Origin of the sequence: Stenotrophomonas sp. PFBMAA-4, assembly GCF_030053215.1 — a bacterium.
Classification (GTDB): domain Bacteria; phylum Pseudomonadota; class Gammaproteobacteria; order Xanthomonadales; family Xanthomonadaceae; genus Stenotrophomonas.
In genome coordinates this window covers 20,069-44,594 of sequence record NZ_JASGBW010000001.1, presented here as the reverse complement: position 1 = coordinate 44,594, position 24,526 = coordinate 20,069, and the positions used below count along the sequence as shown (strand labels likewise).

Annotated in this window: 23 protein-coding genes; 10 read left to right on the top strand and 13 right to left on the bottom strand. The window is 68.8% G+C overall.

All coding sequences use genetic code 11. From position 1 onward, the window contains the following. The first annotated feature begins 14 nt into the window (after positions 1–14). The 5 genes from mgtA to QMZ26_RS00170 all read left to right on the top strand — a co-directional run bounded on the left by mgtA (position 15) and on the right by QMZ26_RS00170 (position 5,850). Complete coding sequence (gene mgtA / locus QMZ26_RS00190) at positions 15–2,774, top strand: magnesium-translocating P-type ATPase (protein ID WP_283220180.1); 2,760 nt, start codon at positions 15–17, stop codon at positions 2,772–2,774. Between the two features lie 2 nt (positions 2,775–2,776). Then, on the top strand, positions 2,777–3,514 hold the full coding sequence (locus QMZ26_RS00185; RefSeq protein WP_283220309.1) for an MgtC/SapB family protein: 738 nt from the start codon (positions 2,777–2,779) through the stop codon (positions 3,512–3,514). A gap of 131 nt (positions 3,515–3,645) precedes the next feature. Next, a complete protein-coding gene (locus tag QMZ26_RS00180; RefSeq protein ID WP_283220179.1) occupies positions 3,646–4,704 on the top strand; it encodes an ATP-binding protein in 1,059 nt (352 codons plus the stop codon). Beyond that, the gene (locus tag QMZ26_RS00175; protein ID WP_283220178.1) at positions 4,697–5,338 is read left to right on the top strand and encodes a response regulator transcription factor; all 642 of its coding nucleotides are present in this window, start codon (positions 4,697–4,699) and stop codon (positions 5,336–5,338) included. Before QMZ26_RS00180 ends, QMZ26_RS00175 begins: the two co-directional genes overlap by 8 nt. Next, on the top strand, positions 5,335–5,850 hold the full coding sequence (locus QMZ26_RS00170; protein WP_283220177.1) for a DUF1697 domain-containing protein: 516 nt from the start codon (positions 5,335–5,337) through the stop codon (positions 5,848–5,850). The genes QMZ26_RS00175 and QMZ26_RS00170 overlap by 4 nt, the downstream gene beginning before the upstream one ends. A gap of 21 nt (positions 5,851–5,871) precedes the next feature. Here the strand turns inward: QMZ26_RS00170 and QMZ26_RS00165 are convergent, their stop codons facing one another. Beyond that, a complete protein-coding gene (locus tag QMZ26_RS00165) occupies positions 5,872–7,038 on the bottom strand; it encodes a low temperature requirement protein A (protein ID WP_283220176.1) in 1,167 nt (388 codons plus the stop codon). Positions 7,039–7,159: 121 nt separating this feature from the next. On the opposite strand from QMZ26_RS00165, the gene bla reads away from it, so the two are divergent. Continuing rightward, on the top strand, positions 7,160–8,011 hold the full coding sequence (gene bla / locus QMZ26_RS00160) for a subclass B3 metallo-beta-lactamase (RefSeq protein WP_283220175.1): 852 nt from the start codon (positions 7,160–7,162) through the stop codon (positions 8,009–8,011). Between the two features lie 66 nt (positions 8,012–8,077). On the opposite strand, the gene QMZ26_RS00155 is transcribed toward bla, so the two are convergent. Next, a complete protein-coding gene (locus QMZ26_RS00155; RefSeq protein ID WP_283220174.1) occupies positions 8,078–10,360 on the bottom strand; it encodes an FdhF/YdeP family oxidoreductase in 2,283 nt (760 codons plus the stop codon). 183 nt (positions 10,361–10,543) lie between these two features. On the opposite strand from QMZ26_RS00155, the gene fdhD reads away from it, so the two are divergent. Next, a complete protein-coding gene (gene fdhD, locus QMZ26_RS00150; protein WP_283220173.1) occupies positions 10,544–11,377 on the top strand; it encodes a formate dehydrogenase accessory sulfurtransferase FdhD in 834 nt (277 codons plus the stop codon). A 129-nt stretch (positions 11,378–11,506) separates the two neighbouring features. On the opposite strand, the gene QMZ26_RS00145 is transcribed toward fdhD, so the two are convergent. Next, complete coding sequence (locus tag QMZ26_RS00145) at positions 11,507–12,043, bottom strand: carboxymuconolactone decarboxylase family protein (protein WP_200733849.1); 537 nt, start codon at positions 12,041–12,043, stop codon at positions 11,507–11,509. 106 nt (positions 12,044–12,149) lie between these two features. Between QMZ26_RS00145 and QMZ26_RS00140 the strand changes: the two genes are divergently transcribed. After that, positions 12,150–13,007, top strand: coding sequence for an AraC family transcriptional regulator (locus QMZ26_RS00140; RefSeq protein ID WP_234458675.1), 858 nt, complete (start codon positions 12,150–12,152; stop codon positions 13,005–13,007). A gap of 62 nt (positions 13,008–13,069) precedes the next feature. Here QMZ26_RS00140 and QMZ26_RS00135 read toward each other — a convergent pair whose 3' ends face one another. From QMZ26_RS00135 to QMZ26_RS00100, 8 genes are all read right to left on the bottom strand, one after another. After that, positions 13,070–13,618 carry a TetR/AcrR family transcriptional regulator gene (locus tag QMZ26_RS00135; protein WP_283220172.1) on the bottom strand — a complete coding sequence of 183 codons (549 nt, stop codon included), beginning with the start codon at positions 13,616–13,618 and terminating at the stop codon, positions 13,070–13,072. A gap of 5 nt (positions 13,619–13,623) precedes the next feature. Next, positions 13,624–15,156 (bottom strand): MFS transporter, encoded by a 1,533-nt coding sequence (locus QMZ26_RS00130; protein ID WP_283220171.1) that lies wholly within the window; start codon positions 15,154–15,156, stop codon positions 13,624–13,626. A gap of 163 nt (positions 15,157–15,319) precedes the next feature. Continuing rightward, on the bottom strand, positions 15,320–16,066 hold the full coding sequence (locus QMZ26_RS00125) for a hypothetical protein (protein WP_283220170.1): 747 nt from the start codon (positions 16,064–16,066) through the stop codon (positions 15,320–15,322). Then, a complete protein-coding gene (locus QMZ26_RS00120; RefSeq protein WP_283220169.1) occupies positions 16,066–16,725 on the bottom strand; it encodes a DUF3299 domain-containing protein in 660 nt (219 codons plus the stop codon). The genes QMZ26_RS00125 and QMZ26_RS00120 overlap by 1 nt, the downstream gene beginning before the upstream one ends. Continuing rightward, on the bottom strand, positions 16,715–17,266 hold the full coding sequence (locus tag QMZ26_RS00115; protein ID WP_283220168.1) for a DUF3299 domain-containing protein: 552 nt from the start codon (positions 17,264–17,266) through the stop codon (positions 16,715–16,717). The genes QMZ26_RS00120 and QMZ26_RS00115 overlap by 11 nt, the downstream gene beginning before the upstream one ends. 3 nt (positions 17,267–17,269) lie before the next feature. Then, positions 17,270–18,523 carry an ABC transporter permease gene (locus tag QMZ26_RS00110; protein ID WP_283220167.1) on the bottom strand — a complete coding sequence of 418 codons (1,254 nt, stop codon included), beginning with the start codon at positions 18,521–18,523 and terminating at the stop codon, positions 17,270–17,272. Beyond that, positions 18,516–19,211: an ABC transporter ATP-binding protein gene (locus QMZ26_RS00105; protein WP_283220166.1), complete on the bottom strand. Its 696-nt coding sequence runs from the start codon at positions 19,209–19,211 to the stop codon at positions 18,516–18,518. The genes QMZ26_RS00110 and QMZ26_RS00105 overlap by 8 nt, the downstream gene beginning before the upstream one ends. Beyond that, a complete protein-coding gene (locus QMZ26_RS00100) occupies positions 19,208–19,747 on the bottom strand; it encodes a DUF2796 domain-containing protein (RefSeq protein ID WP_283220165.1) in 540 nt (179 codons plus the stop codon). The genes QMZ26_RS00105 and QMZ26_RS00100 overlap by 4 nt, the downstream gene beginning before the upstream one ends. 32 nt (positions 19,748–19,779) lie before the next feature. On the opposite strand from QMZ26_RS00100, the gene QMZ26_RS00095 reads away from it, so the two are divergent. Beyond that, complete coding sequence (locus QMZ26_RS00095) at positions 19,780–20,256, top strand: MerC domain-containing protein (RefSeq protein WP_283220164.1); 477 nt, start codon at positions 19,780–19,782, stop codon at positions 20,254–20,256. Positions 20,257–20,343: 87 nt separating this feature from the next. Here the strand turns inward: QMZ26_RS00095 and QMZ26_RS00090 are convergent, their stop codons facing one another. Further along, positions 20,344–22,536: a TonB-dependent receptor gene (locus QMZ26_RS00090; RefSeq protein ID WP_283220163.1), complete on the bottom strand. Its 2,193-nt coding sequence runs from the start codon at positions 22,534–22,536 to the stop codon at positions 20,344–20,346. A gap of 123 nt (positions 22,537–22,659) precedes the next feature. Between QMZ26_RS00090 and QMZ26_RS00085 the strand changes: the two genes are divergently transcribed. Continuing rightward, entirely contained in the window at positions 22,660–23,502 is an 843-nt protein-coding gene (locus tag QMZ26_RS00085; RefSeq protein WP_283220162.1) for a helix-turn-helix transcriptional regulator, read from the top strand. 46 nt (positions 23,503–23,548) lie between these two features. Here QMZ26_RS00085 and QMZ26_RS00080 read toward each other — a convergent pair whose 3' ends face one another. Next, the gene (locus QMZ26_RS00080; protein WP_283220161.1) at positions 23,549–24,466 is read right to left on the bottom strand and encodes a LysR family transcriptional regulator; all 918 of its coding nucleotides are present in this window, start codon (positions 24,464–24,466) and stop codon (positions 23,549–23,551) included. Positions 24,467–24,526: the final 60 nt, after the last annotated feature.

Sequence of the window (24,526 nt, the reverse complement as noted above, 5' to 3'; positions counted from 1 at the left end):
CCGAGGATGACCCCATGAGCCTGCTCAACGCCTGGTTCAACGCCTTCCTGCGCAGCCGTCGCGCGGGCAGCCTGTTCCGCCGCCGCGCCCTGCCCGAGTCCGGCTTCGGCCGCGGCGCTGCCGAGGCCGCGCCCTCCACGCTCACCGAGGGCCTGCTCCGCCTGGCCCAGCTCGACGATGCCCGCCTGCTGGCCGCACTGGATTCGCACGGCGATGGCCTGAGCCCGCAGGAGGCCAGCGAGCGCTTTGCCCGGCTCGGCCCCAATGAAGTCGATCACGAAAAGCCGCTGCCGTGGTGGCGCCACCTGTGGCAGTGCTACCGCAATCCGTTCAACCTGCTGCTGAGCGTGCTGGCCGCTGTTTCGTGGCTGACCGAGGACGCCAAGGCCACGGTGGTGATCGGTGCGATGGTCCTGCTGTCCACCCTCATCCGCTTCGTGCAGGAAGGACGCTCCAACCGTGCCGCCGAGCGGCTGAAGGCGCTGGTCGGCAACACCTCGCGGGTATTGCGGCGCAGCGCGGGCACCGAGGCCGCGGAGCTGGCCGGCCAGTACTTCGGCGCGCACCTGCACAGCCGTCGTCCGGCGCGCCTGCTCGACCTGCCGATCCGCGAGCTGGTGCCGGGCGACCACATCGTGCTCTCCGCCGGCGACATGATCCCGGCCGACTGCCGCGTACTGGCCGCCAAGGATCTGTTCGTCGCCCAGGCGGCGATGACCGGCGAGTCGCTGCCGGTGGAGAAGTTCGCCAGCCCGGGTGCCGCTGACGCCGGCCTGATGGAACAGGCCAACCTGCTGTTCATGGGCACGAACGTGGTGTCCGGCACAGCGACGGCGGTAGTGCTGGCCACCGGCAACCGCACCTACTTCGGCACGCTGGCCCAGCGCAGCACCGCTACCGAGCGCGCGCCGACCGCGTTCCAGGCCGGCGTCAACAGTGTCAGCTGGCTGCTGATCCGCTTCGCCCTGGTCATGGTGCCGTTCGTGCTGCTCATCAACGGCTGGACCAAGGGCGATTGGACCGAAGCCTTCCTGTTTGCATTGTCGGTGGCGGTGGGCCTTACCCCGGAAATGCTGCCCATGATCGTCACCTCCACCCTCGCCAAGGGCGCCGTGCTGCTGTCGCGCAAGCGGGTGATCGTCAAGCGCCTGGATGCGATCCAGAACTTCGGCGCGATGGAGGTGCTGTGCACCGACAAGACCGGCACCCTCACCCAGGACCGCATCGCCCTGGAGCGCCACACCGATGTGTTCGGGCAGGACTCGGAGGACGTGCTGAAGTTCGCCTACCTCAACAGCCATTTCCAGACCGGGCTGATCAACCTGCTCGATCGCGCCGTGCTGGAGCACGTCGAGCTGCAGAGCTCGCTGCGCCTGTCGCAGGATTACCGCAAGGTCGACGAGATTCCGTTCGACTTCCAGCGCCGCCGCATGTCGGTGGTGGTGGCCGAGCGCGATGACCACCACGAGTTGATCTGCAAGGGCGCGGTGGAGGAAATGCTGGCGGTGTGCAGCACCGTGCGCGAGGGCGGGCGCGACCAGCCGCTGGACGCGGCGCGGCTGGCGCGGGTGCGGCAGACCACCGAGGAACTGAACGAGCAGGGGCTGCGCGTGGTGGCCGTGGCGATGAAGGAAACTGCGGCCAGCCAGTCGGTGTACTCGCAGGCCGACGAATGCGGGCTGACCCTGCTCGGCTACGTGGCCTTCCTCGACCCGCCCAAGGAGTCGGCCGCCCAGGCCCTGCAGGCACTGGCCGCGCATGGCGTGGAGGTCAAGGTCTTCACCGGCGACAACGAGCTGGTGACCGCGCGTGTCTGCGCCCAGGTCGGGCTGGAGGCCGACGCCATCCTCACCGGCCCACAGATCGAACGCATGGAGGATGCCGCGCTCTCGCAGGCGCTGCAGCAGCACCGCGTGTTCGCCCGCCTCACGCCACTGCACAAGGAACGCCTGGTGCGCTGCCTGCGCGCACAGGGCAAGGTGGTGGGCTTCCTGGGCGACGGCATCAACGACGCTCCGGCCCTGCGCGCGGCCGACATCGGCATCAGCGTGGACAGCGCGGTGGACATCGCCAAGGAGGCCGCCGACATCATCCTGCTGGAAAAGAGCCTGATGGTGCTGGAGGACGGCGTCGTGCAGGGCCGCCGCACGTTCTGCAACATGCTCAAGTACATCCGCATGACCGCAAGCTCCAATTTCGGCAACGTGTTCTCGGTACTGGTCGCTTCGGCCTTCCTGCCCTTCCTGCCGATGCTTCCGCTGCAGCTGCTGGTGCAGAACCTGCTGTATGACATCTCGCAGATCGCCATCCCGTTCGACAACGTCGACGAGGAACTGGTGCGGCAGCCGCTGAAGTGGAATCCGGCGGACATCGGCCGCTTCATGGTGTTCTTCGGGCCGATCAGTTCGATCTTCGACCTGTGCTGCTTCGCGCTGATGTGGCATGTGTTCGATGCGCGCACGGCCGCCGACCAGAGCCTGTTCCAGTCCGGCTGGTTCGTGGTCGGCCTGCTGACCCAGACCCTGATCGTGCACATGATCCGCACGCCCAAGGTGCCGTTCCTGCAGAGCATCGCCGCACCGGCGCTGCTGCTGATGACCGGCGCGATCATGGCCATCGGCGTGCTGCTGCCGATGAGCCCGCTGGCCGGTTACTTCAAGCTGCAGGCCCTCCCGCTGGGTTACTGGCCGTTCCTGGTGGCGATCCTGTTCGGCTATGCGGTGCTGACCACGGCAATGAAGCGGCTCTACATCCGCCGCTACGGGTGGCAGTGATGATCGCGCTGCAGGTGAACCTGCCGCCGTTCGACGCCGGGGCGACGCTCGGCTCGCTGCTCAGCCTGACCGTTGCGTTCGTGCTGGGCGCGGCCATCGGCCTGGAACGCCAACTGCGGCAACGCACGGCCGGGCTGCGCACCAACACGCTGGTGGCGGTAGGCGCCGCCGTCTTCGTCGATCTGGCGGTGCGGTTCCATGATCTGTACGGCGGCCCGCCCTCGCCACTGCACGTGGTGGCCTACGTCATCTCCGGCGTCGGCTTCCTCGGCGCCGGCGCGATCATGAAGGACGGTGCGCAGGTTTCGGGCCTGAACACCGCCGCGACCCTGTGGGGTTCGGCCGCGGTCGGGGCCTGTGCCGGCGTCAAGCTGCTGCCGGAAGCGGTGATGGCAGCCGTGTTCGTGCTGGCCGCCAACACCCTGCTGCGGCCAGTGGTGAACCGCATCCAGCGGCAACCGCTGGCGGAGGGCTTCAGCGAGGCAACCTATGCGGTCAACGTCGTCTGCCAGCGCGAGCAGCAGGCCGAAGTGCTGGATCGCCTGCTGTTGCTGCTGGAGCAGGCACAGTATCCGGTACGGGCGGTGGACCAGCGGCCGTTCGGCGAACGCGACGTGGAGATCGAGGCGGTGCTGTATGCCACCTCGGTCGATCCAGCCGAACTGGATGCGGTGCTGGAGAACCTGGCCGGTACACCCGGTGTGCTGCAGGGATTCTGGAACGCCAGCCTGGAAGAATGACACCCGCCCCGGTAGCGCCGGGCCATGCCCGGCGAGCGCGCAGCGCGGCCGACCGCCGGGCCTACCGTGCATGGCCCGGCGTCACCCAGCCGCTTATCATCCCCCCACCACCCGCCAGGGAGCCCCACCCGATGCCGTCGCTGTCGCCCCGCCGCCCGCTGGCGCTGTTCGCCCTGATCGTGGTGATGGGGGCGATCTTCCTGCTGGACACCCTCACCGATTACGCGGTCGCCGCTGCCTGCTTCTACGCGGCCGTCATCCTCGCCGCGTCGCGGCTGATGTCGGCGCGCGGCCTGCTCTTCCTGGCAGCCGCCTGCATCGCCCTGACCGGCCTCAGCTTCTTCCTGACCCGCTTCGGCACCTATCGCATCGGCCTGGTCAACTCGACCATCGGCATGCTGGTCATCGGCATCACTACCTGGCTGGTGCTGAAGATGGAAGCTGCCAAGGCCGCCGTGCAGGAAGCACAGGCGCGCCTGCTGCGGGTCGCGCGGGCCTCCACGGTGGGTGAGCTGACGACCTCGATTGCCCATGAAGTGAACCAGCCGCTGGCGGCCATTGCCAGCAGTGCCGAGGCCGGCCAGCGCTGGTTGGCGCAATCGCCCCCCAACGTCGACAAGGCGCTGCAGGCCATCGCCCGCATCCTGTCCGATGCACATCGCGCCAGCGACGTGATTGCCCGTATCCGTGGCCTGACCCAGGGCGCGGCACCGGAACGCCGCGCCTTCGATCTGAACCAGGCCGTGCAGGACATGCTCGCGCTGTCGCGCAGCGAACTCGACCAGCACCACGTAGACGTGTCGCTGCTGCTGGATACCGAGCTGCCGCCGGTCTTCGCCGACCCGGTGCAGGTACAGCAGGTGATCGGCAACCTGCTGCTGAACGCGGTCGATGCGATGGCCCAGCTGCCCCCGGGCGAGCGCCGCGTGGCCCTCGTGACCGCGCGCGATGGCCGCGGCCAGGCCAGCCTGAGCGTGCGTGACCGCGGCATCGGCCTGCCCACGGAGCAGCCGGACCGCGTCTTTGATGCCTTCTGGACCACCAAGGACCATGGCCTCGGCCTGGGCCTCAGCCTGAGCCGTTCGATGATCGAGGCCAATGGTGGCCGCATCCGCGCAGAACGACCGGCCGGGGGTGGCGCCTGTTTCGTGTTCGAACTGCCCACCGCGGGCGAGGATGACCATGCGTAAGCCGTTGCCACCCCCGGCCGAAGCGGCCCCCATCGTCTATGTGATCGATGACGATGCATCCGTGCGCGCCGCGCTGGAAGACCTGCTGGCGTCGATGGGCCTGCAGGTGCGGGCATTCGCCTCCACCCAGGCCTTCCTCGATCATCCCCGCGACGATGCGTCGGCCTGCCTGGTGCTGGACGTGCGCATGCCCGGACAGAGTGGCCTGGACTTCCACCGCAGCATGGCGGACCTGGGCCTGCAGGTGCCGGTGGTGTTCATCACCGGCCACGGCGACATCGCCATGGGCGTCAATGCGATCAAGGCCGGCGCCATCGAATTCCTGACCAAGCCCTTCCGCGACCAGGAACTGCTGGACGCCATCCACAAGGGCATCGCCCTGGACCGCGAGCGGCGGCGCGAGGGCGAGGCACTGGGCGAGCTGCAGGCACGCTGGCAGACCCTCAGCGCCGGTGAGCGCGAGGTGGTGGACGGCGTGGTGCGCGGACGCCTCAACAAGCAGATCGCCGCCGACCTCGGCGTCAGCGAGATCACGGTGAAAGTGCGGCGCGCGCAGGTGATGCGCAAGATGGAAGCGCGCACCCTGGTTGACCTCGTGCGCATGTACGACCGCCTGCAGGCCGCTGCGCCATGAACGTTTACGTGGCCCTGCTGCGGGCAGTGAACGTGGGCGGTACCGGCAAGCTGCCGATGGCAGCGCTGGTGGCGATGTGCGTGGATGCCGGGTTCAGCGACGTGCGGACCTATATCGCCAGCGGCAACGTGGTGTTCCGCAGCCAAAGCGACGAGGCAACCGTTCGCGACGCGCTCGCCAAGCGGCTGCAGGCTCACGCCGGCAAGCCGGTGGGTGTGCTGGTGCGCAGCGCCGCGGAGATTGCCGATGTGGTCAGGGGCAATCCTTTCCCGCAGGCCGCCGGCAACCGCGTGGTTGCCCTGTTCGTCGACGGCCCGCTGCCGGGCGATCCGCTGCAGGGTGTGACCGGGCGCACTGCCGAGCAGCTGGCGTTGGGGCCGCGCGCACTGTATGTGCACTACGGCGAGGGCATGGCCGATTCGAAGCTGCGGATTCCCTGCGCTGCGCAGGGCACCGGTCGCAATCTCAACACCGTGGCACGGCTGGCTGCGATGGCCGCTGCGCTGGCCTGAGCGCGGTCTCCGCCCGTACGGCTACGGCAGGCGACGTCGCGTCCGCGTGTCGATCAGGCCCACCAGCAACACCACCACGCTGGTCAGCCAGCCAGCCGCCAGCAGGTGGGTGAGCGGCAGCAGGGGGCCCATCGCCACCAGCAGCAGCGCACCCAGCAGGTGCGAGCGCGGCACCCGCCCATACACCGCGCGCTTGTACAGCGCGCTGCCCAACAGGTAGATCAGCGGCCCGGCCACCAGCATCGCTGCGTGCGGCAGCGATACGCCCTCCTCCGGCGCGTCCATCACCAGGTCGTTGCCGACTGCGGTGGCGATGATGCCGGCGATCAGCAGCGCATGCACGTAGTGGAAGTAGGCGCCGATGCGCCCAGGATCGTCGGAGCGGGTGATGGTGTCGGTGGCATCCTGGCTGGAGATGCCGAAGTACAGCCACCACATCGCCAGGGTGCCGGCGAAGGTGGCGAGCACGGCCGAGACCACGTCGACATTCCAGTTGCCCGCCTCGCTGAGCACGCCGCCGGTGGCCAGCAGCGTCTCACCGAGTGCGACGATGACGAACAGCTGGCAGCGCTCGGCCAGATGGCCGCCTTCGATCGTCCATTCGCGCGTGTGCGAACGCCCCAGCCCCGGGAACGCGAAGCCGAACATCGGCGACAGGTATTCGCAGGCCACCGCCAGCGCCCACAGCCCCAGCCGCAGGTGGCCTTCGGCGGCCGCCCCCGCCAGCCAGAAGCAGGCCGACACCAGCACCCAGGCCAGCATGCGGCGGAAGTTGGGCGCGAGTGCATGGCCGCGCCCCACCTCCCATAGCACGAAAGCTGTGCGCCCCACCTGCATCGTGGCGTAGGCCCCGGCAAACGCCCAGGCGCGCTCGCCGAACGCGTCTGGAATGGAGGACGACATCAGCAGCGCCAGCAGCATCGTGGTGAACAACAGGCCACGGATACGCGGCGCCTGCGGATCGAACCAGTTGCTGACCCAGCACGCGTACTGCCAGCCCAGCCAGACCGCGAACCACAGCACCAGCGTCTGCAGCACGCCGAGCAGGCCCAGGTGGTGCAGCAGGTGGTGGCTGAGCTGGGTGACGGCGAAGACGTAGACCAGATCGAAGAACAGCTCCTCGTAGGTCACCCGCGCGTGGTGGCCGTCGCGGCGGCGCAGGGCGGGTACACGGATGCCGGGAACCATGGAAACTCCTGATCGGTGGCCGAGCCAACCATCGCGCTTATTGCAGCCATGAGCAATACGCGAAACGGCCCAGGAAGCGGCCGTGATAGCGTCTTCGCACCTTCCCGACCGATCCCTCCGAATGCGCATCCTGCCCCTTGCCTTCGCTCTGGCCACGGCCCTGCCGCTGGCGGCCCACGCTGCCGGACCGGCGCTGCCGCAACTGCGCGCGTACACCGTCGATGCGTCGTGGCTGCAGCCCATCGCGCCGCTGCAGATCGCCGACCACACCTGGCAGATCGGCACCGCGGACCTCACCGCCCTGCTGGTGCAGACCCCGCAGGGTGCGGTGCTGCTGGACGGCGGCATGCCGCAGATGGCCGACCACCTGCTGCACAACCTGCAGCTGCGTGGCGTGGCCCCGGCTGACCTGCGGGTGATCCTGCTCAGCCACGCCCACGCCGACCACGCTGGCCCGGTGGCCGAACTCAAGCGCCGCACGGGCGCGCGCGTGCTGGCCAATGCCGAATCGGCGGTACTGCTGGCCCGCGGCGGCACCGACGACCTGCACTTCGGCGACCGGTTCACCTTTGCGCCGGCACAGGTGGACCGCATCATCATGGACGGCGAGACGGTGGACGTGGGCGGCACGCGGTTCACCGCCCACTTCACGCCCGGCCACACGCCCGGCAGCACCGCATGGACCTGGACCGACACCCGCAACGGCACGCCGGTGCGCATCGCCTATGCAGACAGCCTGAGTGCACCGGGTTACACGCTGAAGGACAACCCGCGCTATCCGCACCTGGTCGAGGACTTCCGCCGCAGTTTCGCCACCGTGCGCGCCCTGCCCTGCGACGTCCTGCTGACCCCGCATCCGGGTGCCAGTGGCTGGGACTACGCGGCCGGCAGCAAGGCCGGTGACAAGGCGATGAGCTGCGGCGCGTATGCCGATGCCGCCGAGCAGAAGCTCGACGCAGCCCTGACCCGGTAGAGTCGAGCTTGCCCGACTGTTCTGGAGCAGCCGAGCATGGCCCGGCTCTACAGAAAGCACGGGCCGCTACGGCGCCTCGGCCAGCGCGCGCACCCGCACCGGGATCGACTTCGCTGCGGGCGTGCCGCTGATGCGATCGTAGTAGTCCAGCGGCAGCAGCGGATTCAGTTCCGGGTAGTAGCCGGCCAGCGCGCCGCGCGGCATCGGGTAGTCCAGCACGGTCAGGCCATCGATGCGCCGCACGACGCCATCGTCGGCGATCGTTTCCAGGCTTACCCGCGCTTCCTTGCCCAACCCGCGTGCCAGCCGGTCCTCGATGTTCATGAACACCACGTTGCGGTCGTTGTACACGCCCCGGTAGCGATCGCTGTAGCTGTAGATGGTGGTGTTGTACTGGTCGTGCGAACGCACCGTGGCCAGGCGCAGCATCTCCGGGTCGTCCACCACGTCGTTCACCTCCAGGCCGGGCATCACCAGGATGTTGGCCTTGCCGGTGTCGGTCGGCCACACCCGGCGGCGCGGCGGGATGTCCAGGTGGAAGCCATGCGGTTGCTGGATGCGCTCGTTGAAGCCGGCGTAGATCTCCGGGTAGACGGCTGCGATCAGCTCGCGGATCGGCGCGTAATCGTGCATGCAGGCCGCCCAGTCCACACGGCTGTCCGGCAGCGTGGCCATCGCCATGCGGCAGACGATCTCGACCTCCGGCAGCACGTGCTCGCTGACCGGCTCGAGCACGCCGCGCGAGGCGCTGACATTGGACATCGCATCTTCGATGGTCACGAACTGCTCGCCGGCCGGCGTGCGGATCCACTCCGAGCGCGCCACCACCGGCAGGATCAGTGCATCACGGCCGTGCACCAGGTGGCCGCGGTTGAGCTTGGTCGCGATGCCCACGGTCAGCTCCAGCCGCTGCATCGCCTCGTAGGCGCGCGGCGTATCGGGCACGGCATGGATGAAGTTGCCGCCCAGGCCGATGAACACCCGGGCCTGTCCATCGAGCATCGCCTGGATCGACTCGACCACATGGTGGCCATGCGCGCGCGGCGGCTCGAAGCCGAACACCTCGCGCACCCGGTCCAGGTAGGCCGGCTTGGGCTTCTCGTCGATGCCCACGGTGCGGTCGCCCTGCACGTTGGAGTGCCCGCGGATGGGGCCGATGCCCGCGCCGCGCTTGCCGAAGTTGCCACGCAGCAACAGCAGGTTGGCCACCTGCTGCAGCAGGCGTGAACCGTATTGGTGCTGGGTCAGGCCCATGCCGTAGCAGATCACCGTGGCCTGCGAACGGATGTAGATATCCGCGCATCGCCGGATCTGCACCTCGGCAATGCCGGACACCCGCACGATCTCGTCCCACTCCTGCGCCAGTACGTCCTCCCGCAGCGCATCCACGCCCAGGGTGTGCTCGGCCAAGAAGGCGTGGTCGAGCACGGCCTCGCCCTGCGCTTCGCGCTCGAACATCACCTTCATGATGCCCTTGAGGAAGGCCAGGTCACCGCCGATGCGGATGTGCACGAACTCGCTGGTGATCTCGGTCGATCCCAGCGTGGCCATCTGCACGATGTCCTGCGGCTCGGTGAAACGGATCAGCGCGCGCTCGGGCATCGGGTTCACCGCCACGATGGGGATGCCGCGTTTGCGCGCCTCCACCAGGTTGGTCATCATCCGCGGCGAATTGGTGCCGGTGTTCTGGCCCATCACGAAGATGGCCTCGGCGTGTTCGAAATCGTCCAGCACGATGGTGCCCTTGCCCACCCCGATCACCGGCGGCAGGCCGCGGCTGGTGGGCTCGTGGCACATGTTGGAACAATCCGGGAAATTGTTGGTGCCGAACTCACGCACGAAGATCGAGTACAGGAACGCCGCTTCGTTCGGCGTGCGCCCGGAGGTGTAGAACTCGGCCTGGTCGGGGTGGTCCAGGGCGCGCAGATGTTCGCCGATCAAGGCAAATGCCTCGTCCCAGGCGCAGGGCACGTAGTGGTCGCTGGCCGCGTCGTAGCGCATCGGCTCGGTCAACCGGCCCTGCATCTCCAGCCAGTAGTCGCTCTGTTCCATCAGCTCGCTGACGCTGTGGGCGGCGAAGAATTCGCGGGTGACGCGGTGCTCGGTCGCCTCCCAGGCCAGGGCCTTGGCGCCGTTCTCGCAGAACTCGAACTTGCGCCGGTGGTCCGCGTCCGGGAAGGCGCAGCTGGGGCACTTGAAGCCACCCGGCTGGTTCATCGCCAGCAGTGCCTTCGAGCCCTTGCCGACCACGCTCTGCTGCAGCAGCACCTTGGCCGTTGCCCCGGCAGCACCCCAGCCACCGGCCGGCTGGTTGTAGGACGTGTAAAGCGGGGGTTTCTGTTCGGACATGGCTCGGCAACCTGGTGGCGCGCAAGGGACCGGGTCCAGTCAAGCACGACCGCGACCGTCGTGCCATTCCCCGGATGAGGGGTGCCAGCCTGCCACGGCAACGGTTACAACGGCGTCTTCCCCTGATCGCTGCGCTATCCTGCGGCGGTAGATGGCCTTCGTGCTCCACCCAGGACGTACTGCATGCCCGCACCGACACCGCTTTCCCCACCGCCGGCCGGGACCGCGCTGCGCACCTTGCAGCGCTGGCGGGAAACGGAGCAGGACGAACGGGTCGATCTGATCGCCGAAGAAGTACCGGTGGCGATGCGCTACAACGGCACCGCCTTCGCGGTGATGATGGCCACGCCCTGCGACCTGGAGGATTTCGCCCTGGGCTTCTCGCTCAGCGAGGGCCTGGTCACGCGACCGCAGCAGGTGCTGTCGATCGACGTGCAGCCGCAGCTGGAAGGCATCGAGCTGAAGATGACCGTGGCCGAGGACGCGCCCGGTGCAGCGCTGGACCCGGCCAACGGGCGCCTGCTGCCGGGCCGGGGCGGCTGCGGTCTGTGCGGCACGCGGCAGTTGGAGGACGTCCTGCGGCCCCTGCCACCGATACGTGATCGCCGCAGCTATCCGCCCGTGGCGCTGCAGCGCGCACTGGCTGCGCTGGCGCAGCACCAGCCGATGAATGCTGCCAGTGGCTCCACCCATGCCGCGGCCTGGGCCGATGCCCGTGGTCGCATCGGCTGGGTGCGTGAGGATGTCGGCCGCCACAACGCCCTGGACAAGCTGATCGGGGCACTGCACCACAACGAGCACGGCAGCGAGGGTGGCCTGCTGGTGATTTCCAGCCGGGCAAGTTACGAGATGGTCAGCAAGGCGGCGCGCGCCGGTACGAGCGTGCTGGCGGCGGTGTCGGCGCCCACGGCACTGGCCATCGACCTCGCCCGCAGCGCCGGCCTCTGCCTGGTGGGATTCGCGCGCGAGGGCGGGTTCAATGTGTATACCCACCCCGAGCGGCTGCAGGCAGGGTAAAGCCGACAGGGTAGAGTCGACTGTCAGTCGACTGCTGTTCCACGGACCGCCCGAAAAACCCGCGCTTCGCGCGATAGTCGACTGACAGTCGACTCTACCCCGTCGGTCTTGCCTGGTTGCCCGCAGGCCTCAGCGCAGCGCGATCTTCGGGAAATCGACCGGCACGTCGAACGCTACGTTGACGTAGTTGGTGAACAGGTTGAGGGCGACGTGAGCGAGGATTTCGACGATCAGCTCATCATCGAAACCGGCATCACGCAGTGCCTGCACGTCGGCGTCGCTGATCTGCGCACGGTTCTCCACCACCTTCAGGGCGAACGTGAGTGCGGCGGCCGTGGCCGGGTCGCTGGACTGGCCGACCTGGGCGGCGGCCATCTGCTCGCCGCTGGCACCGGCCTTGCGGCCCAGCGCGGTGTGCGCGGCCAGGCAGTACTCGCAGGCGTTGCGGTTGGCGATGGCGACGGCGATCTGCTCACCCAGCAGCGGCGACAGGCGACCGCCGCCAAGGGCGCCGAACGAGCCCCACATGCTGGCCAGCGCCGCCGGCGAGTTGGCCACGGCGCGGAACATGGCCGGGGTGGCGCCGAAGGCGGCGTGTACCTGGCCCAGCAGGGCCTGGCGGTCGGGGGTGGTGGCGGCAGCGTCGATCAGGGCGATACGGGACATGGTGGTTTCCTTCGGTAACGCGTCCGGGATTGGACGATGGGGTCATCGTAGGTAGACTCGCAGGACGAATCCCCAACATTTGTCCGCATCGGTTATCCATTCGTCCATGGACACCCCGCCCGACCGCCTCTCCGCCCTGCTTGAACGCTTCCGCGTGCAGGCCGCCCTCTTCCATTCCGGCCCCCTGTGCGGGCGCCACGAGTTCGCGCCGCAGCCCGGCCGCGCGTTCCTGCACATCCTGCGCAAGGGCGAGATGGAGGTCTGCCACACCGAAGCCGGCCTGCCCTCGCGCCTGCGGGTCGACCAGCCCAGCCTGCTGCTGTACCCGCAACCACTGCACCACACCTTCCTCAACGCGCCGCTGGACGGGCCGGATTTCACCTGCGCCACGCTGGATTTCGACGGCGGTGCGCGCAACCCGGTGGTGCAGTCGCTGCCGCCGGTGATGGTGGTGCCATTGGCGGACATCGGCGAGCTGGATGGCACCCTGCAGCTGCTGTTCGGCGAAGCGGACCGCCAGCGCTGCGGCTCGCGGCTGCTGACCAACCGACTGTTCGAGGTGGCGCTCATCCAGGTGCTGCGCTGGGTGGTGGATCACCCGGATGCGGCGGGGGTCAGCCATGGGCTGATGCGCGGCCTGTCCGATGCGCGGCTGGCGCGTACCCTGGTGGCCCTGCACCAGGCACCGCAGGAAGAGTGGACGCTGCCGCGCATGGCGGCCATCGCCGGGCTGTCGCGCAGTGCGTTCGCCGCGGTGTTCAAGGACGTGATGCAGGCCACCCCGGCCAGCTACCTGCAGGACTGGCGGTTGAGCCTGGCCTGCGCGCAGCTGCGGGCGGGCGCGCCGGTAAAGCAGGTCGCGGTGGACGTCGGTTTTGCCGATACCGCCTCGCTGTCCAAGGCCTTCCGCAAGCGGATGGGCGTCTCGCCGCGGGCGTGGCTGGCGCAGGCCGCAGCCCCGTAGAGTCGAGCTTGCTCGACTGTTTCTGCAAAAGGCAGTCGAGCAAGCTCGACTCTACAACGGCGCTACGCCTTGCCAGCCGACAACAACCCGGCAATCCGCTCGGTCAGCTGCGCACGCACCTCGGGATCCAGCTGGCCCTCGTACATCGCCTCGTAGATCCACAGACCATCGGCGGCCAGCCGCGCTACGAAATCATCCAGCGCCGCCGGGTCCGCAACCGCCCTGGCCGGCGGCGATGGCGCCCAACGCTTCACCACCGGGCCCCAGGGGCGTTCGCCGGCGTCCGGGTCCATCGCTTCGAGCATGAACATCAACTCGGCACGGGTGGCGCTCTGTGCCGACACCCGCACGAAGGTCTGGTACCGCTCCAGCGCCGTCGCCTCGTCGGCGCGCTTGCCGAGCAACGCCTCCATCGACGCCTCCCAGGCCTTCACCAGGTGCTCGTCGATGCCGCGCAGCAGCGCTTCGCGCGAGGGGAAGTGGTACAGCAGGCCGCCGCGGGTCAGCTGCGCTTCGGCCGCCACCGATTCAAAGGTGACCGCACCGAGACCGTCACGGTTGATGACGCTCACGGCGGCGTCGAGGATGCGGTCGCGCTTGCTGGTTCTCATTGCCGTTACTTTACGCGATCACCTGCGCCGTCGCGGCCACCCACGCGCCCGCGCAGCAGGCGCGCCAGCACCGCGGCACCTGCGGCGAGCACCGCCATGATGACCAGCAGCACGATCTGGTAGCCACGGTCATAGGCGGCCACCGCCTGCGCGAACCACGCCCCCTGCCCGCCTTCGCGCGCCAGGTGCAGTGCCTGGGTGAAGCCGTCGCGCGCCGCCGCGGGCATGTCCGCGACATCGGGCAGGAACGCACCATACATCGCCGCCCCCAGGCTGCCCAGCAACGCCACCGCCAGCAGGCCACCGAATTCATAGGAGACTTCTTCCACCGACGACGCCATGCCGGCGCGGTGTGCCGGCACGTTGTTGAGGATGGCGGTGGACGCCACCGAGATCGCCGCGCCCATGCCCACGCCGGTCAGCGCCATGCCCGCCACCACCCAGCCCACGCCATGCGGGAAACCGAACGCCACCAAGGCCACGCCCACCGCGCCGGTCGCCAGGCCGCCACAGATCAACGGACGCAGGCCGACGCGGTGCAGGATGCTGCCACCCAGCAGTGCACTGGGCAGGCTGCCCAACGCGGCTACCGAAACCAGCAGGCCGGCCTGCAGCGGGCTGAAGCCGGCCACCAGCTGGAAGCGCTGCGTGGTGACCAGCTGCAGGCCCGCCAGCGCGAACAGGGTGAACACCGCCGACAGCGTGCCGGCGAGGAAGGCGGGATTGCGGAAGATGGCGAAATCCAGCAGCGGATAGGCAAGGCGCTGCTGGCGACGCGCGAACGCAGTGCCGCTGACACCTGCCAGCAGCAGCGCACCCACACCCTGGGCATACGAAGGCGGCGTGGCGATCAGCGATTTGATGGCCAGCACCAGCCCGGACAGGGCCGCCAGCGCCAGCAGCGAGGACGGCATGTCCCAGGGGCGCGAGGTGTCGCGCTGGCCTTCCGGCGCCAGCAGCAGGGTCGCAATGAACGCCACCACCACTACCGGCACGTTGATCAGGAACACCGAACCCCACCAGAAATGCTGCAGCAGCAGGCCGCCGATGATCGGGCCGAGCGCTGCACCAACGATGGCCACCGAACCCCAGAGGGCGATGGCGATGTTGCGTTCGCGCTCCTCGTGGAAGCTGAGGCCGATCAGCGCCAGGGTGGCCGGCATCATGGCCGCCGCACCGACGGCAAGGACGGCACGCGCCGCGATCAACTGCGCGGGCGTGGCTGAGAACGCGGCCGCCAGCGAGGCGATACCGAACACGACCAGGCCGATCAGGAACATCCGGCGGTGGCCCAACCGGTCACCCAGGGTACCGGCGCCCAGCAGCAGGCCGGCCATCACCAGCGGGTAGGCGTTGATGATCCACAGCGCCTGCCCTGCGCTGGCGGACAGCTCCTCGGTCAGGGTGGGCAGCGCGGTGTACAGCACCGAGTTGTCCAGCGTGACCAGCAACAGGCCGGCAGCCACGGTGAACAGCAGCGCCCAGCGACGGGCACGGGACAGGGCCGGAGCACCGGCCAGGGGCTGGGAAAGCGCCATGGAACAGACCTGCAGGAACGGGTTGAGGTTCGTAACTATACAGGACGTCCTGTACAGTTATAGGCGTGAGCCGCGGCCTCGTTCAGGTAGAGTCGAGCTTGCTCGACTGCGCACGGAACAATTCTGGAGCAGCCGAGCATGGCTCGGCTCTACAAACGCGGGGTTACCGGCAGCCTTCCGGCAACGCAGCGATGGTCGCCACCACCGCGCCCTGCATGCCCTGCCCCACGGCCATGTCGAGTTCGCCACCGGTGCTGCCATGCTGGCGCTGCAGCTCGCCTTCGCAGAGCTCGCGCACATGGCGGCGCGCCGTGGCACGCAGCATGCTGCAGCGCCAGTCCCCCGGCCCCAGCGGCAGCACCGAATACACCACGCTGTTGCAGGCATCGCCGGCGCGCTCGACCAGGCTGTGGCCGGCGAAGTCGCGCGGCGGGCTGCTGTGCGTGGGATCGTAGTAGCTGTCGGGAAAGCTGCGCGCGTACTGCTCGACATCCACCTGCAGGCGCCCCTGGCCTGCGTCCGGCAGCTGCAGCGGCTCGCCGCAGGCCGTGCTGTCGGCGCGGTGCTGGATGTACTGGTAGATCGGCCGGTCGAGCCTGCGGTCCTGCGCGGTCACTGCACTGATCGCACCCAGCACCGGCAGCGCCGCGCGGTTGGCCATCCGTGCCAGCACGCCGGCCTCGGCCGGTACACACCGGTCACGCACGGTGGCCACCAGCAGGAACACCACGTCGTCACGGAAGGCGCGATCCTCGCGCAGGTGCCGTTCGATGTCGGCCTGCAGTGCGGGAATGGGCGCAGGGAACGCCACTGGCGGCGGCCGCACCGGCGACGTCCAGCGCTGCCAGACCAGCAGCGCAGCGCCAAGCAGCAGGGCTGCGCCGATGCACAGCCAGCGCGTACGCGGCATCAACGGTCGATCGCCGTCAGCGTGGCCGCGTCCGCGTCGTAGGACGCACTGGCGATGTCGGCCTCGAAGCGCTTGATGCGCAGGTGGCCCGACAGCCGATAGGCATCCCACAGGTTGCCCAGTGCGATGGGCCGTTCCAGGGTCACGTGGATGATCTGGTTCGGCGGCGGTGGCGGCACGTGGATGCAGGCACCGTAGAACGGCACGAACAGCAGTTCATTCACGGCGCCGGCATCGTCCATGGCCAGCGGCACCACGTAGCCATCCAGGTCGATCGCGCGACCGTCCACGCCATCGACCACGGCGGCCGAGCCGAACTGCTGGGCGCGGTCGGGGCTGGAATGGTCGATGGCCGCGCCCGGCGGCGTGCCCGAACCCGTGTCATCGATCAGCCCACCGACGCCGGACATCGCCCCCATGCCACCGCTGCGATCAATCCCGATCTGCGGCGGCGGGCGCAGGAAGGCGTCGTCCTCGGGCATCAGGTCACTCCACGCGGTGATCGCGGCATCGCCAGGCGCGGCCGTGTCCGCCGTGGTTGCGGCCTCCGGCCGTGTCGTGGCCACAGGAGTTTCTGCTTCCGCGGCAGGCACATCACCACCGGGCCGGCTGCAGGCAGCCAGCAACATCACCACCAGCACGCAGGCATTACGGTTCATAGGGCCTCAACTGCGGATCAACCATGGTGTAGGCCGAACCGGCCAGATCATCGTCCACGCGTTCGCCGCGCAGCGTGCCGGCCAGGAAGAACGGCGAATACATGTCCGGCATGTCGATCGGGCGCGACAGCCGCACGTGCACGATCTGGTTCGGTGGCGGCGGCGGCACGTGGATGCAGGCGCCGTAGTACGGCACGAACAGGAACTCGGACAAGCGTCCGTCGGCGGCATTGGCCAGCGGCACCACGTAGCCGGGCAGGCGCACGGCGCGGTCCAGCACCGCATCCACCGTGCGGAAGGTGCCGAACTGGGCCATGCGCCGGTTGCCGCTGTGCTTCACCTCCGGGCCATCGCCACGCTCCAGCGCGGCCAGCTCATCGGCAGGCATCATCTGCAGCCAGTCCAGTTCCTGCTCGGCGACAGCAGTGGTTCCCGTGCCCTCCTGCACCGGCGTCGGTGGCAGGGCCTGCACACCGGTATCCACCGGGCGCTCGCAGCCGGCCAGCATCAGCATCAACGCAAGGGCGATCCAGGTGCGCATGGTTCAGCCCCCCGCCGAGAGGCCGTCGGCCACGGTGCGGCGGTAGGCCAGCAGCGCCGGCACCAGGCCGGCCAATGCACTGAGCACCAGCACCCCGCCCACCCAGGCCAGCTCGCGCAGATCCGGCCAGACATGGGTGATCGACAGCCCGAAATTCGACAGCGCCCAGCCACGCCCGGCCAGGCTGGCGCTGACCAGCACGGCCAGTGCCAGCACGCAGGCCATGCCACTGGTCGCCACCGCTTCCAGCACCAGCAGGCTGGCGATGTAGCGCGGCCGTGCACCGGTGGCGCGCAGCACGGCCATTTCGCGGCGGCGCTCGTGCAGGGTCGACACCAGCAGCGCCACCAGCGAGACCAGGCCCAGCAGCACCACCATCGCGCTGATCAGCTGCAGCGCCCGCTCGGCGGTCCCGAGCGACTGCCACAGCTGCTGCAGGGTGACACCGGGCAGGATCGCCAGCAGGGCCTCATCGGGATAGTCATTGATGGCGCGCTGCACAGAGAACGTGGCAATGCGCGAGTTGAGGCCGAGCATGAAGGCGGTGATGCTGGTCGGCGTCAGGTCCAGGTGCCGTGCTTGCTCGGCGCTCACCGCGTGCCCGCGCAGCTGCACGCCGGAGCGCCAGTCCACGTGGATGGCCTCGATCGCCGGCAACGACACCAGCACCGAAGAATCCACCGGCGTGCCGGTACGCTGCAGCACGCCGCGGATGCGGAACGGCTTGTCGGCATGCCTGGCCAGGGTCACGGCGGCAGTGCCATGGGCCAGGATCATTTCATCACCCACCCGTACGCCCTGCGCGCGGGCGACGTCGGCGCCGATGACCGCATCATAGAGATCATCGAACGGCGTGCCCTCGGCGAAGGCGAGCAGGTGCCCGGCCCCGTAGCGGTAATGCTGGAAGTAGCCGGCGGTGGTGCCGATGACCCGGTAGCCACGCCAGGAATCGCCCAGCGACAGCGGCACCGCCCACTTCACCTGCGGCAGCGTGGACAGTTCCTGGTAGGACTGCCAGGACACGTTGTTGGTCGGGTCACCGATGTGGAACACCGAATACAGCAGCAGGTTCACCGGCCCCGAGCGCGCGCCGACAATCAGATCGGTGCCGGAAACGGTGCTGGCAAACCCCTCGTGGGCCTGCACGCGGACGCGCTCCACGCCCAGCAGCAGGGTCACGCTGAGGGTGATGACCAGCACGGTAAGGGCCACGCTCAGCGCACGGCTGCGCAGGCTGGCCCAGGCAAGTTCAAGCATGGACGGCTCCGGCGTGATTGATGTCCTGCAGTTGCACCACGCGGTCGAACAGCGGCTGCAGGCTGTCGTCATGGCTGACCACCACCGCCGTGGTGCCGGCTGCCGCACATTGCGCCGCCATCACTTGCAGGAAGGCGGTGGCGGCGCCACGGTCGAGGGCCGAGGTCGGCTCATCGGCCAGCAGCACCGCAGGACGGCCGATCAGCGCACGCGCGGCGGCCACCCGCTGCTGCTGGCCCACGCTGAGCGTGCCGGCCCGGCGCAGCAGCAGGTCCGGCGGCAGCTGCAGGGCCTGCAGCAGGCGCTTGATCTCATCATCGACCGGCCGGCCCACCCGCCCGCTGCGCAGTGGCGAGAAGCGCAGCCCCAGCGCGATGTTGTCGCGCACGCTGAGGAACGGCAGCAGGTTGAACTGCTGGAAGATCACGCCCAGCTGGTCGGCGCGGAAACGGTCGCGGGCCGCCGGCCTGAGTGCGTGCAGCGGCGCACCGGCGACCCTTACTTCGCCCTGCTCCGGCGTCAGCACGCCCGCCAGCAGGCCCAGCAGGGTGCTCTTGCCCGAACCGCTGGCACCCCGCAGCAGCACACTGCTGCCCGGGGCAATCTGCAGCTGCGGGATATCCAGCACGGCGCGCCCGCCGTAGCTGAAGCGCACCTGGTCCAGTGCGATCACCGCGGCGGACGTCATGGCGCCAGCACCACGCGCAGGTTGTCGGCGCTCAGCACGGTGCGGCCCTGGCCGGCCGGGGTGGCCGTGTTGACGATGACCTCGTGCAGGTTCGGGAAGGCCTTGGGCAGCGACAGCACCAGCACGCGCAGTGCGGCGGGGTTGGCGCACTGGTAGCTCAGCTCGGCAGTGAAGCCTGCGTGCGCATGCTTGCCCGCTGCAGTGGCCGGGGTCGCCGCTGCGGCAGCGAAGCCTTCGGCGTGCGCGTCACGGTGCAACGGCGTGCACTGCGCTGCGCTGGGCAGGGTCAGCCAGTCGGCGCGCTTCAACGCAGCCAGTGCCGAGTCCAGCGCGGCCTGTTCGCCCGCGTTGGCCGGCGGTCGTTCGAAATCGAGGATACCGATGCCCGGTGCCTGCAGGGCGAGCTCAAGCCTGCCCTGGTCAATGGCAAGGTCAACGGTGGCCTGGCCATGCACATGCGCACCGAGCTGGCGAACGTCATGCGCGTGCACGGCGGGCGCGGCAAACAACAGGTACAGCAAAACAGAACGCTTCATGGGGGAGTCTCATGTTGTTACTATGTAACATTATGGACCACATCCCCACACCGCCCGCAAGGGCATTGCCCCAGCCGCCTGTTTCGGCACGCTGGCACCCCCGTCTCGACCTGGCCGGCGCCTGGCTGTCCCTGGCCTGCGCCGCGCACTGCGTCACCCTGCCCCTGCTGCTGGCCTTCGTGCCTGCGGCGATGATGGCGCTGCGTTCGTTCCAGCACCCGGCCCACGGCGCGATGACCGCGCTGCTGGTGATGTCACGCTGGGAATGGGTGTTCGCCCTGTTGGCGTCCAGCGTGGCCGCCGCCAGCACCGCCTCCGGCTGGCGCCGGCATGGCCAGGCCGGTCCGCTGCGCCTGGCCGCCTGCGGTGCGTTCGCGCTGCTGTCGTCCTCGCTGTACCTGCCCCTGAAGGAATCGCTGGTGTGGCATGGCGTGGCGAGCGCCTGCGGCGGTGTGCTGCTGGCCGCCGCACATATCCGCAACCTCCGGGCGCTGCACCGCCCCCGGTAGCGTTGGGCTGCCGGCCAGCGGCCGGCACTACCCGATCTCGGGCCGCGCGCTACGCCTGGTAGCGCCGGCCGCTGGCCGGCAACGCACTCAGAAACGGTAACCCACCTCGGCACCATAGATGCGCGGATGGTCCACGGGGCCGTAATAGTTGCCATCTCGCCCGAAGGCAAGGTTGTCGAAGATCAGGCCATTGATGCGCCGCTTGCCGGTCAGGTTCTGCACGAACAGGCGAGTGCTCCACGGTCCCGTGTCGTACCCCACCTGCAGCCCGAGCACCGCCACCGCCGGCTGGAACGCGCGGTTGCGCTCATCGAGGGCACTGGATCCGGTGAACTGCGATTCCACCCGCGCAAACACCCCCGAATCGAACTGGTAGCGCGCGGCCAGATAGCCGGTGTAATGCGGGGTCAGTTTGACCCGGTTGCCGGCAAGGTTCTGATCCGCGCTGACCCACAGCTTGGTGTACTTCGCGTCCACGTAGCCCAGGTTGGCCATTACGGTCAGCTGCGGCAACACGTCGAAGACACCTTCCAGCTCTGCGCCGCGCGAGCGGATCGAGGCATCAGAACCCACGTAGTCCGAAGAGATCGGCCGGCCATCAGCATCGGTGGCGACCTGGATCTCCTGCCAGTTGTCCGAGGTGATGTGGAACAGCGCACCGCCGATGTGGCCGCGGCCGCCGGCCAGGTTCATCTTGAAGCCCAGCTCGTGGCTCCACATGCGCTCGGATTCGTAACGCAGCACCTTCTCGTTGACCACATCGCTCTGGGCGGCCGCCAGGTTGAAGCCACCCGGGATGTAGCCCTTGGCCGAGGCCGCATAGAAGGACAGGTCGTCGCTTGCGTCGTAGCGCAGCGACACGCGCGGCAACGTGGCCGAGAACGTGTGGGCCAGTGCCGCGTCGCGGTACAGCACCCGTCCACCGGCGCCCAGGTCCAGTGCGCCGGCTCGCTGTTCGGTGGAACGTCGTGCCTGCTCGTGGCGCAGGCCCACGCTGGCGGTCAGCTTCGGCAGCGCCGGCAAGGTATAGCTGGCAGTGGCGAACACGCTGTAGTCCTCGCCCTTGGAGGTCTGCCGCGGCGCCAGGTTGTAGCTGTCCAGGCCGCGTGTGGCCGCACCGACAAACGTACCGAGGATGGAATCCTTGCCCGTGCGGTAGGTCGCCACGCCGGCCATCCAGGTCAGCGCCTGATCGCTGGGCGAGCTGAAACGCGCCTCGGCGGTCCATTCGTTCTTCTTGTCGTAGATGCGGCCGGCCAGTGCGGCGCTGGCGGTCATGTCGAAATCGTAGCCGGCCGACATCACCTCCTCGCCACGGTAGGAGGTGGCGACATCCAGCGTGCCGGCCTGCAGCTGCCACTGCGCGCTCAGGCCTGCCACGGTCTCATCCTTCTCGGTGCGCTTGGGCGCGTCATTGATGTAGGTAAAATCACCTGCCTGGCGGCCGCCGTTGAGGCTGCTGCCGTAGGTGCGGTTGTACAGGCCGGTATCCAGCGGCAGATACTCATACTCGAACATGCCCGGCGCGCGCGTGCGCAGATGGTAGGCCAGCGCGTTGACCTGCACGTAATCGCTGGGCCGCCAGCGCAGCTTGCCCTGCAGGTAGCCTTCATCCACCTTGCCGCGCGCACCGGATGGCGTCAGGTTCTTCAGGTAGGCATCCTCCTTCGATCCCATGAAGGCGACCGAACCGGTCAGCGCCCCGCCCTTGTCCAGGGGGCCGGACAGGAAGCCATCCAGCGCGGTGCCGCCGCCGTTGCCGAACCAGGTCTGGCGCAGGTTCACTTCACCTTCGGTGGCATCGGACGGGCCGCGGGTACGCACCAGCACCAGGCCTGATTCACTGTTGGCGCCGTACAGCGTGCCCTGCGGGCCACGCAGCACCTCGACCGATTCGACCTGGTTGAGCACGGCATTGCTCAGTTCGCGGAACGGGATGCCATCGATGTAGACCGAGGCGCGGTTGACCAGGAACGGATTGGACTCGATCCCGCGGATGGAGATGAACATGTTGCTGAGCTGGCCCATTACGTTGAACTTGACGTTGGGTGCCAGCTTGTCCAGATCACGGAACTCGGTGACGCCGGCCTGCTGCAGCGCCTCGCGGTCAAGCACGGTGACCGACAGGTCGCTCTTCAGGTAGGGCGTATCACGCTTGGAGCCGGTGACCATCACGCCGTCAAGCGTGGTGGCGGCGTCCTTCTGCTGGGCATGGACGGGCAGGACGGGAACGATCAGTGACACCGCGACCAGTGCGGCGGACGAAACGGGGGCTTTCAAGGGAAACCTCTCGGGGAACGGACAGGTGCCTGGCAGGACGGCTGGCACACATTGTTATGATGTAACACTCAACTGAAGCAGCCACTCCATTCCGTGCGCCGACACTCCATTCCGGGAACCGCCATGCCCGCCCTCGCCGCCCAGCTGCAACGCGAGACCGGTCATCCCGCGCTCGGCACCCACGCCAGCGACGATGGGGGGATCGTGCTGCTGCGGCATCGCTTCGAAGCCAGCGAAGGCAGGATGGGTCATCCCGATCAGCTGCGGCTGGGCCTGGCCCTGGCCGGTGGCGGCCCACTGCATCAGCGCACGGCGCTGGGCCGGCTGCAGGAACGTTGGCGGCCGGGCCAGTTCAACCTGGTGCTGCCCGGTGATGCCGGCAGCTACGCCAGCCCGGCGGTGGACCTGCTCGGCATCGCCATTGATACCCGCCTGCATCCGCAGGCCGCGCAGCTGCTGGCGCCGCTGTTGCCGCTGGCCACCCGGCTGCACGAGGATCCGGTGATTGCGTCGGTACTGCAGGCACTGTGGTCAAGCGCCCAGGCCGACGCCTGCCTTCCCGGCTTCCTGCAGCAGGGCAGCGCGGTGCTGCTGCACCGGCTCGGCCAGCTGGCAGGCCAGACGCCTGCACCGCCGCCGGCGTCAACACCGTTGTCGGCGCGCCGGCTGCGGCAGCTGGAAGAATTCATTGATGCCCACCGCGCCGAGGCGCTGGATGTTGCGGCTCTGGCGGCGGCCGTGGGGATGGAGGCCTCGGCCTTCGGCCGCGCCCTGCGCGCGGCCAGTGGCCAATCGCCGTATGTATTCCTGACCCGGCGCCGCATGCACTGGGCCGCCAGTGCGCTGCTGCAGGGTTACGTGGTGACCGACGTGGCGCTGGCAGCCGGCTATGCCAACCCCAGCAAGTTCAGCGCCGCGTTCCGGCGGGTGATGGGGTGTACGCCGAGTATGTGGGGATTGCGGTAGCGCGGAGCCACCACGATGATTTCCGCTATCCACGCATGGCGTGGATCTACTGCATCGCGTCGGGGGCCAATCCCTGCGCATCGCGTTCGCGCAGCAGCTCGGCGAAGGCCTTCGACGGCGGCGGCAGGTGCCGGTGGCCCGGGAAGTACAGGTACAGGCCGGGGAACGGCGGGCACCAGGCATCCAGCAACGGCACCAGCGCCCCGCTGTCCAGGTCATCGCGGATATGCCATTCGGACAGGAAGGCCAGGCCAACCCCGGCCAGCGCCGCCGCCCGTGCCGCCTGCAGTTCACCCACCACCAGGCGCGCCGGTGGATCAACCTGCAGCACCTGGCCGCGGTGTTCCAGCTCCCAGCGATACACGCCGCCGTGCGACAGGCGCATGCGGATCGCGCCGTGCCCGGCCAGCGCATCGGGCGTGTCCGGCGTACCGTGCGCGGCCAGGTACGCAGGCGACGCGACCACGCGCATGCGCTGCTGCCGATAGAGCGGCAAGGCCACCATGTCCTGTGGCACCTGCTCATGCAGGCGCACGCCGGCATCGAAGCCATCGGCGACGATGTCCACCAGCCGGGCCTCGGCGGACAGCTCCAGCCGCACCTGCGGGTAGCGCTGCACGAAGGCCGCCACCAACCCGGCCAGCATGCGCGTGCTTTCCGGCGGCACGCTGATGCGCAACGCGCCACTGGGGTACTGCGCATCGCCGTGCAGTTCTTCGGCCGCCGCCTGGATCTCGGCCAGCGCAGGGCCGATGCGCGCGACGTAGCGCGCGCCGGCTTCGGTCAGGGCCACGCTGCGCGTGGTGCGGTGGAACAGGCGCGCCTGCAGGCGAGCCTCCAGGTTTGCCACGGCATGGCTCAGCGCCGAGGTGGACATGCCCAGTTCGCGCGCGGCCGCGCGGAAGCTGCCGCGGCGGGCCACGGCCAGCACGGCATCAAGTTCAACCAGCCCGGAACGATGCATGGCGCGCCTTCAATCATCCCGAAAACCAGGACACCCCATCCACGATAGACCGGATTCCCC

Coding starts and splice junctions, on each gene's coding strand:
- QMZ26_RS00145 (WP_200733849.1), bottom strand. CDS start 12,043: ATGTCCCGTATCGCCCTGATCGACGCTGCCGCCACCACCCCCGACCGC.
- QMZ26_RS00165 (WP_283220176.1), bottom strand. CDS start 7,038: ATGGTTCCCGGCATCCGTGTACCCGCCCTGCGCCGCCGCGACGGCCAC.
- QMZ26_RS00140 (WP_234458675.1), top strand. CDS start 12,150: ATGGACACCCCGCCCGACCGCCTCTCCGCCCTGCTTGAACGCTTCCGC.
- QMZ26_RS00115 (WP_283220168.1), bottom strand. CDS start 17,266: ATGCGCACCTGGATCGCCCTTGCGTTGATGCTGATGCTGGCCGGCTGC.
- QMZ26_RS00170 (WP_283220177.1), top strand. CDS start 5,335: ATGAACGTTTACGTGGCCCTGCTGCGGGCAGTGAACGTGGGCGGTACC.
- QMZ26_RS00085 (WP_283220162.1), top strand. CDS start 22,660: ATGCCCGCCCTCGCCGCCCAGCTGCAACGCGAGACCGGTCATCCCGCG.
- QMZ26_RS00125 (WP_283220170.1), bottom strand. CDS start 16,066: ATGCCGCGTACGCGCTGGCTGTGCATCGGCGCAGCCCTGCTGCTTGGC.
- QMZ26_RS00105 (WP_283220166.1), bottom strand. CDS start 19,211: ATGACGTCCGCCGCGGTGATCGCACTGGACCAGGTGCGCTTCAGCTAC.
- QMZ26_RS00180 (WP_283220179.1), top strand. CDS start 3,646: ATGCCGTCGCTGTCGCCCCGCCGCCCGCTGGCGCTGTTCGCCCTGATC.
- QMZ26_RS00155 (WP_283220174.1), bottom strand. CDS start 10,360: ATGTCCGAACAGAAACCCCCGCTTTACACGTCCTACAACCAGCCGGCC.
- QMZ26_RS00130 (WP_283220171.1), bottom strand. CDS start 15,156: ATGGCGCTTTCCCAGCCCCTGGCCGGTGCTCCGGCCCTGTCCCGTGCC.
- QMZ26_RS00135 (WP_283220172.1), bottom strand. CDS start 13,618: ATGAGAACCAGCAAGCGCGACCGCATCCTCGACGCCGCCGTGAGCGTC.
- QMZ26_RS00110 (WP_283220167.1), bottom strand. CDS start 18,523: ATGCTTGAACTTGCCTGGGCCAGCCTGCGCAGCCGTGCGCTGAGCGTG.
- QMZ26_RS00100 (WP_283220165.1), bottom strand. CDS start 19,747: ATGAAGCGTTCTGTTTTGCTGTACCTGTTGTTTGCCGCGCCCGCCGTG.
- bla (WP_283220175.1), top strand. CDS start 7,160: ATGCGCATCCTGCCCCTTGCCTTCGCTCTGGCCACGGCCCTGCCGCTG.
- fdhD (WP_283220173.1), top strand. CDS start 10,544: ATGCCCGCACCGACACCGCTTTCCCCACCGCCGGCCGGGACCGCGCTG.
- QMZ26_RS00080 (WP_283220161.1), bottom strand. CDS start 24,466: ATGCATCGTTCCGGGCTGGTTGAACTTGATGCCGTGCTGGCCGTGGCC.
- QMZ26_RS00120 (WP_283220169.1), bottom strand. CDS start 16,725: ATGAACCGTAATGCCTGCGTGCTGGTGGTGATGTTGCTGGCTGCCTGC.
- QMZ26_RS00175 (WP_283220178.1), top strand. CDS start 4,697: ATGCGTAAGCCGTTGCCACCCCCGGCCGAAGCGGCCCCCATCGTCTAT.
- QMZ26_RS00095 (WP_283220164.1), top strand. CDS start 19,780: ATGGACCACATCCCCACACCGCCCGCAAGGGCATTGCCCCAGCCGCCT.
- mgtA (WP_283220180.1), top strand. CDS start 15: ATGAGCCTGCTCAACGCCTGGTTCAACGCCTTCCTGCGCAGCCGTCGC.